This is a genomic window from Cupriavidus sp. GW821-FHT02F09 (assembly GCF_059421605.1).
In genome coordinates this window covers 1-7,492 of the sequence record NZ_JBWKVH010000087.1, presented here as the reverse complement: position 1 = coordinate 7,492, position 7,492 = coordinate 1, and the positions used below count along the sequence as shown (strand labels likewise).

Below are 7,492 nucleotides of genomic sequence, written 5' to 3'. Positions count from 1 at the left end.
AGATGCTGATGCTGGACTTTCGATTGACTCTTGGACCTCCGCGGCAGACATTGGGGAGGCAGGGACACATTGATCCGCCGGAGCTGGCACTGCGGCGCGCAGTTGTCCGTAACGGTTGAAGCGCTGCTGCACGAGGGCTATGCCAAATGCAGGCCTCGCCACCAACTTATTGTCCGGTTAAATCGCGTTGTCCAACGGTGCCGCGAAGCAAACGTGAAAACGTAGCACGCACGGTGGCTACCGCTCGGTATGCGGTCAGAATGGTGTTGCGGGCCATCGCGCGCAGTTTTGACGTCAGGGACAGCGACCATTTCTCGCCTCTTTATCGAGCGAATGTGCACACCGCCGGAGAGCTAATATCGGGGTATCCACCATCATCTCCGCCATGCCAACTCTCGTTGAATGCTGGACGGCAGCAATTCTCCGCCGTCGCTACAAAGTTCGCTTTCTACCGAGGCAGGTTCTCACGCGAGGGGCGCAGCAATTGGAGCGCGAGTATGGCGCGATGGCCGTTGGTAACGTCTCCGCCCGACGAAGAGGCGGTATCGACAGAGGCAGGGGCTCCAATTGCGCCGCTTGATGGCGTACGGCCGGTGGCCGATGTTCGACAGTTGTCATCTGGTCGCCGACCGCTCCGGAATGCCTGGCGAATGCTCAAGAATATCGATGCAATTGTTTTGCGTGCACCGACCGAGTCCCCATAGGCGAACCTGCGCTCGCGGGATGCGCGCCAATCAATGTCGCACAGCGCACGCCGCCCTGTTCCATGCCGAAGGGTGACAATGCGCTTACCGGGACAGCCACCACCAGGCTGCGACGGCTGCGGCGGCCTGGCCCGCGGCCACGACCAGGAAAGGCTGCCAGGACGCGTCGAACTGGTCTTGCAGCGCGGTGACGGCAGCCATGCGCATGGTTGCAGGTGCGTCTTGCGCAGCCAGTCCAGAAAACGGCACCGCTGCTATCTCCTTGTCCGCAAAATGCAGGGCCACGCGGCGTGCCAGCCGCGGCTTGAGCTCGCCGTCTTCGAGAAAGCCGCGGAAACGGGCGGTCAATGCTTGCGGCTTGGCAAGCAGGCTGGCCAATGCATCGGGCTACTGCGCTTGCAACGAGGCGGCGAAACGGCCTAGCGTGGCATCGTAGAAGCGCTCGCCATGGACGTTTGCGAGCGCACCGAGCACGCGGTCGAGCGTCCGCTGGTGGCCGACCAAGTAATACGCCACGGGAAAGCCAATCAGGAATACCACTGCCGCCAGCGCCCAGCCCGTGCCTTCGATGCTGTTGGCCACAAACGCAAATGCAATCATGCTGAGCACCAGCCCAGCAACGCAGCAGCGCACGATCTCACAGATTCCCCCAGCATAGGACGCCGACCGAGGTGCTGGCGCAGTTCTGGCAGGACCTGCGCCAGCGAATCGGCCTGACGTCGGCGCCGATCCTATTGCTCCGAACCCTCTATCGTTGTTGCAAGACTTTCCTACGCATGTACGAGGAGCAGCTACGGGACACCAGCGGCAGCACAGTCGCCAGAGGGCACTAGTCTTCGCGCGGAAGCAGCATTGAACATAACGCCCTGGTCGCCAAAAATGGACGGACTCGACTGTTTGTCGGGTGCGAAATGTACCCCACGGCCTGGCGAATCATCCGGCCGTCAGTTGCCTGTCGGCGAGCGGTGGGTTGGAACCGGTGCAAAGTCGAAATGGGCGGCAGTATACACGGCATTGCACGCCCATACTTCTACCCCGTCCTTATAGAACATGGCCCATTTGCCGTCGCTGATGCATTGGGCGCCGGGAAAAACCTCCTCATGGCCGTTGGGACCTTCCAGCGGGAAGGGCGCGTGTGGCGTGGCCTAGTTGTGGCCGTTCGGTAAGGCAGTGATCGATTTTCGGGACATCCTCTTCAGTACTGCCATGCGGTGTCACGCAACGAGCGATCCGACCCGCTGCGGCGAATCGGATTGTGTCAATCCCGCGACGGCGTGGCACCGTCCCGAGACATCCTCGTGTAGCCTCACTGCCAATTACCCCCTGCTATACGGTGCAAGTTCGCCATGGCGCAATACCTCCAAATTGCAGTCCGAGCCTTGGACGTCGGCGCCGTCCTTCCACCCAGCGCCTGGACTAGGTGCGCCCCTCGGCCAGCGGATTACTATGCTATGTCTAGGCAAGGCGCGTTTCGTAATCCGCTGGCCGCGTAAGTGGGCATTCCTGGGAGGTGCCAAGACGCCCCGCTCCCCGAGTGCATATGCTTCATTAGGCATTTATCATTATTTATCCGCAAAGGATAAATTATTCAGATAGAATAAATGCTGATAATTGCACCAGGAAGACGCATGTCCGAGCCGTCCGCCGCCTCCGAACGTTACACCTTTCGCCGCCCCGCGTTGGCGGCAAGCTTCTGCGCAGCCTTGGCCGGTGAGGGAATCCAGGATGCCCGCTCGGGCCTCTTCCTCGCGGCGCCGCGTCGGGTAGGGAAATCCACGTTCCTGCGCGAGGACCTTACGCCAGCCGCCGAGCAGCGCGGCTGGATCACCGTGTATGTCGACTTATGGTCGAACAAGGCGCACGACCCGGGCGAGCTGATCGCCGACGCCATCAAGCACAAAATTGCCGATCACGCCGGTGTCGTGGGCAAAGCCGCAAAGGCCGTCGGCCTCACCAAGGTCACCGTCATGGGCACCCTTGGGTTAGACCTCACCGCCACGGGATTGCCTGCGGGCGTCACGCTCACACAGACCCTTGCGGCGCTGCGCAAGGCCGCCAAGCAACCGGTTCTCTTGATCGTTGATGAAGCGCAGCATGCTCTGACCACGGAGAAGGGCGTGGAGGCAATGTTCGGCCTGAAGGCGGCGCGCGACGCGATGAATGTTTCGGGCAAGGCCCCGGACCTCATGCTGGTCTTCACCGGCTCAAGCCGGGACAAACTCGCGCACCTGGTCATGAATTCACGCATGCCATTCTACGGCTCCCAGGTGACGCCGTTCCCGCTGCTCGATAGAAATTTTACCGACGAATTTACCAAGAGCGTGAACCGGGCGCTCGCCGCGGGCAATCAGTTTGAGCCGGAGGCCGTCTACGAAGCCTTCGTGATGGTCGGGCATCGCCCGGAGTTGCTGCGCCACCTGATTGGCACGATCGCACTGGCGAACGAATCGCCAAACCTCGGTACCCGGCTCAAGGATGACGCGACGCTCGTCCAGGAGCGCTTGTGGCATGACGTCGAAAACGACTTCACATCATTGTCGCCACTTCAGCAGGCGGTAGTGCGTGTCATGGCTGGCAAGGATGGTCAATTCTCTCCCTTCGGAGAGAGCGCCATTTCCGCGTACAAGGCCCTTGTGCCGGGTCACGTGAGCGTCAGCGCTGGGACGGTTCAAAATGCGATTGACGCCCTTCGTGAGCGCGAGATCGTATGGAAAGAGTCGCGAGGGTCGTACGAGATCGAAGATCAAGCGTGGCTGAATTGGCTCCGCGCCAGAGGCCTGACGTCCTGAAGAACGCGGCAATGCGATGCGCCAGGCGAGCGGTCACCGAAACGACTTGGTGACCTGACCCGGCTGGGCTGCCCGGGCCGCGTCGACCAGTGCCTGCAGTGCGGACCGTTGCGCCGGCACTGCGACGATGCCATCGAGCCAGGCGTTCAGTTCAGCCAGCGTGAAGCTACGCTGAGCCAGCGTCGCCGGCAGGGGGAACCGGCCGGTGCGGTCCCAATACAGGATCTTGACCTTCGATCCGAACCGGCCAAGCTCAGCGTAATTGAGCACATCCGCTTCAAGTACGCGCTATGAAGAACGACGAGTCTACCACGGGTCACGCCAAGATTCGCAACTGTGCTCTGCAGAGCATAGTTGCGAATCTTGGCCGACCCTCGAGAGCGTCCGATTGCATTTCAACCACGTATGCCGAGTTGAACTCAACGCGTGGCTTTGTCTTTGAGTCGTTCAAGGGCGTTGTCTTGGCAGAGTTAACCTCTATTGCGCGCTGAGTGCGAGTCCGACGGGCAACCAGGTGCAATGACTCCTGGTTGCCCTGCCGGGAGTGCGCCAGGTTGGCAACATCCCTCTCTGGCGGGATGGCCGGCTCGCGGCCTGCCGGAGGATACTGGCGAAAAAATGTAGCAAGGCAGCCCGCGCAACTGGGTCCGGCTACAGTAACCAATACCTTTGCCATTCGTCGAAGGACATCTACCCCACCATGACAGGTCTTTGCCAAGCGTGCGAGCGGCACCCTTCCTCGGTAGAGGAGCGGGCGGACGACCCAGACGAGCCGTACATGGTCTGTCAACAATGTCACGTCCGGCTGATGAGTCGCTCACTTCGTCCGCTCGAGTGGTTCAACCTGGCAAAGCGGCACGGGTGGGCGAAGTTCCTGCTGCACGACGACTTCTATGACGACGACGGGGAAGCGAGCCAGCCTGAAAAGGATGTCGGCCATTCCGACCTGTATCCAGCCCCGACCTTGAAACAAGTCCAGCAATCACCTGATGCACTCTTGGACTACTCCGTGACACGATGGCAGCTGGATGACGAGCTGTGCACAGCATGGCTACGCTTGCGTGACGAGGGTGTCCTGGCCTGTCTTTCTGACCGTTTCGATAGCACGCGCAATCTGTCGGTCCGCTCTGCAATTCTGCGAGTGGCGGCACTCATTGGCACGGAGGGGGCTCCTGTGACAAGACGCGCGTGGCAGGCGTCCCCAGACTGTGGCTTGCTCTGGTCCCTCGCAGAGGCTACTGCGGCATGCCTGCCCATTGACGAGGGCTTCAAGTTGGTCGTCGATGCACTGGACGCGATGCCGGAGAAAGAGCGGCGGCAGCGGTTCGGAGCCTTGGCGCATTTCGGGTCGACGATGACCCTTGACTGGATTGAAGCCCACGCGAGCGAGCCATCGGTCGATGCATGGGGCTACCTAGCCGCGGCGTCGGACTTCAGCTGGTCCAGAGCGGATGCCTGGTTTAAAGCTGGCCGGCCCCTGAGCCTCGTTGCCATTGATGCCCTTTTGGCCATCGCCAGGCCGCGGACTCCGTTCCTGCAGCGGATACGACCCACTCTGGCAACCCCACCGAGCGAGCACTACGCAATGCCCTCGAGGCCTTGATGCAGACGGACCCGGTCCCACGAGTTAAGCAGCGAGCAGCTGCGCTGCTCGAACTCGCGCCAGCTTTCATAAGCGGCCATGCGCCAGGCAGCAGCAGGGAGCACTGACCGATGTCAATGCAACAGTTCACATTTGATGTGTTCGCCGACTACCACCAGTTCTACGTGCAGGACCGCGGCATCAACCCGGAAGCGCCGACTGACTGGACAGACGAGGACGTGGAGCGGCGAGCAAAGGTTGCCGACAATGTGGTGGTCATCTGCCCGCTCCGAAACATGACCGTTCCAGTTACCCTGGAGCTCCATGAGGCCGAGCCGGCCATCGACTTAACCGGCTACGACCATGCTGTTGGATGCTCTGTCGACCTGCCGACCGGCGAGCTCCAGGTTCACGAATGCACGGGCTCCGAAGTCCTGAGGCGAACCGTGAAGCCCGGAACCTATGCCGTACTTGCCCTCTATTCCGGCTTGGACACAATCGACGAGAGCGGCCTTGAGGGTGGTGACGCATACCGCCTAGTGCTTTGGCCGACGCCGTCTGCACAGCCCTTGACCGTCCTGAAAGCCTGGGTGGAATAGGATGAGCTGAACGCCCCCGATTCGAGGGGGGGCGGCTGGAGCTGCAGACTCATCTCTGTGAACAGAATCCCCTTGCGACACGGTGTGTCCGCTCAGCATGCTGCGCGAGTTCGGCCTGACGACGGGTCGCAGGAAATCTTAGTCCGCAGCGTGCGGGAATGGTAAGGCGGGTTTGGTTCCGCCGGACTCCAGTCGTTGCGCCGTACTCGGCTCATCTTGCTAAAGCAGAGCGGGAAGTATAGCCAAAAAACGACATGCAGCTTAAATGTGCGTTTCGTGCAATACGAATAGAATGGGGGCTTTGGGTACACGGTGGGCACCCGCTGCGAGTGTGGCTCTGGTAGAAAATTCGCAGACCGATACGGTTTGTATGCGATAAAGCACAGCGGGTCAGGGCCGTGCATGAAATCCAACGAAGCGCTTTATCTTGTACATGAAATCCAGCGAATTGGTTTACGCGAAGGGCGGCTTGAGCACCTGACCCATCAGAATAGTCCAGCGAATCGGTTTATCTTTGACCAGAGAATCGGTTTAGCTGACAGGCGTTGTGGCACGTTCCCTCTTCGCGCCTTGCAAGCGGCTTGCGTCAATGACAAGCCAGTCGGCACCACAACAGCGCGATTCAACAGAAGAAAAGAGCCCTCAGCCGTGCAGGCAAGGGGCCGAGCTTCAAAGAGGAAATCGGGCAACGACTAGCAAGTCGCCCAGACTCAATTCGGTCTCAGTGGGCATTTCTTGCGGTAATGGTTGCCTACGTGCGAAAAATGGCGCTCGTCGCGTGAGAATCCGCTACCGTAAGGCCTTCCGGCTTCCAGTTGGGAATTGCGGAAGTGGATGCTGAGTAAGCATGAAGCCGCCTCAGTCCCAGCACCCGCCCTCGCATATCCGCCCACATGAGCCGCACCCGCAGGGCCGCTGGCCCCGCTGCATCCTCAGACAAGATGGTATGCACAAACTCGAAGGGGTTTACCTCCGGCGCTGTATAGCCAGCCGCCTGCATCACGCCCAACACGTCGTCCGCAATATCCTGGCGCCCTATGGCTCGAAACGCGCCGGCCAAGCATCCCGCGAAATGGCTTCTCCCTTCATCGCAGCGAATACCTAATGCCCATCCGGCAGCTGGATGTTGTTATTACTCCTGTTAGGCTGTGGATGAAGAACTGCTTGGGCAACACCGTTGTACCCGCGTGTAGCAAGATAGAGAGGTCCGGGGAGGCGTGCCAGCCGTTGCCAAAGCGGTGGGTTGCGTATGCTGCTAGGAAACTATCCATCGCCGCAATCTCCGGGCTTTTCTTCGGGCCCGCTCGCCATGTACCAGCCTTTGATGACTGGCTGTATGAAGCCAGCCTTCTGGAGGGATTCGCGGTGGCGCCGAGAGAATTCGTCAGTCTGAAAGACGGCGGATTCCATGTCTCCTGTCGGACTAGCCTGTCGAGAAAAGTTCTGCGCCCCGGGGCCTGCGCAGGGGCAACTGGAGGCTTCCTGCGGCGATCCAGACGGGCCGCTCGCCAGCTCGTTGGGAGGCGGCGGCACCGGTGCCGCCGGCGGAGCAACCTTCGGTGCTGCGGGAATGCCGATCGGTGCCGGATCCGGTTCGGCTGCTGGGACGGGCGCCGGCGACGGCTGTCGGTGTAGCTCCGCCGCGGCAGGCCGGGTGATCTGCGCCGGCCATGATGGCGTGGACGATGCGAGCGTATGCGGTACACAGGCGCTGTCGCGCTGAACCGGCGCGACCTCCTCCCCGCGATCCGCTCGCATCGAGGCCAAGAGAGGCCAGCGTTCGCGAGCATGCCGAGTCGAATCCTCACGCACTATCTG

6 protein-coding genes are annotated in these 7,492 nt (G+C 60.9%); 3 read left to right on the top strand and 3 right to left on the bottom strand.

The annotated features are described in order from the left end of the window. Positions 1 to 788: 788 nt before the first annotated feature. Together AC07XB_RS38665 and AC07XB_RS38660 are read right to left on the bottom strand one after the other, a co-directional pair. Positions 789 to 1,052 carry a hypothetical protein gene (locus AC07XB_RS38665; protein ID WP_492833154.1) on the bottom strand — a complete coding sequence of 88 codons (264 nt, stop codon included), beginning with the start codon at positions 1,050 to 1,052 and terminating at the stop codon, positions 789 to 791. 39 nt (positions 1,053 to 1,091) lie between these two features. Beyond that, positions 1,092 to 1,304 (bottom strand): hypothetical protein, encoded by a 213-nt coding sequence (locus AC07XB_RS38660; RefSeq protein ID WP_492833156.1) that lies wholly within the window; start codon positions 1,302 to 1,304, stop codon positions 1,092 to 1,094. Between the two features lie 1,028 nt (positions 1,305 to 2,332). Here AC07XB_RS38660 and AC07XB_RS38655 point away from each other — a divergent pair. Beyond that, the gene (locus AC07XB_RS38655; protein ID WP_492833158.1) at positions 2,333 to 3,493 is read left to right on the top strand and encodes a hypothetical protein; all 1,161 of its coding nucleotides are present in this window, start codon (positions 2,333 to 2,335) and stop codon (positions 3,491 to 3,493) included. A 33-nt stretch (positions 3,494 to 3,526) separates the two neighbouring features. Here the strand turns inward: AC07XB_RS38655 and AC07XB_RS38650 are convergent, their stop codons facing one another. Continuing rightward, positions 3,527 to 3,763 carry a transposase family protein gene (locus tag AC07XB_RS38650; protein WP_492833160.1) on the bottom strand — a complete coding sequence of 79 codons (237 nt, stop codon included), beginning with the start codon at positions 3,761 to 3,763 and terminating at the stop codon, positions 3,527 to 3,529. Between the two features lie 508 nt (positions 3,764 to 4,271). Here AC07XB_RS38650 and AC07XB_RS38645 point away from each other — a divergent pair. After that, positions 4,272 to 5,096, top strand: coding sequence for a hypothetical protein (locus tag AC07XB_RS38645; protein WP_492833162.1), 825 nt, complete (start codon positions 4,272 to 4,274; stop codon positions 5,094 to 5,096). A 110-nt stretch (positions 5,097 to 5,206) separates the two neighbouring features. After that, on the top strand, positions 5,207 to 5,674 hold the full coding sequence (locus AC07XB_RS38640) for a hypothetical protein (protein ID WP_492833164.1): 468 nt from the start codon (positions 5,207 to 5,209) through the stop codon (positions 5,672 to 5,674). Positions 5,675 to 7,492 lie beyond the last annotated feature (1,818 nt).